Source organism: Nocardioides malaquae, from assembly GCF_015070385.1.
Lineage (GTDB): Bacteria > Actinomycetota > Actinomycetes > Propionibacteriales > Nocardioidaceae > Nocardioides > Nocardioides malaquae.
The window spans coordinates 1-262 of sequence record NZ_JADCSA010000565.1 but is presented as its reverse complement, the minus strand read 5'-3'; the positions used below and the strand labels follow the sequence as shown (position 1 = coordinate 262).

1 protein-coding gene is annotated in these 262 nt (G+C 46.6%); it reads left to right on the top strand.

From position 1 onward, the window contains the following. The coding region (locus tag IEQ44_RS18670; RefSeq protein WP_227487664.1) for an MFS transporter at positions 1-262 on the top strand (262 nt) is incomplete at both ends.

The following is a 262-nucleotide window of genomic DNA, read 5'->3' as shown; positions in this document are numbered from 1 at the left end:
ACTTTATTCTGGGAAATTTATCAGATCGTTTTGGCCGTAAAGTCTTCGTCAATCTTGGCATGGCTTGCTACTTCACGTTCTTTGTGGGGATGGCATTGGTCACTAATATTCAGCTGGCATACGGTTTGGCGATTTTGGCCGGTATTGCGAACTCCGCGTTGGATGCGGGAACCTACACGACGTTTATTGAAATGGGTGGGCGGCAAGGTTCAGCCAATGTCTTATTAAAGGCCTTCATGTCTGCCGGTGAATTCTTATTACC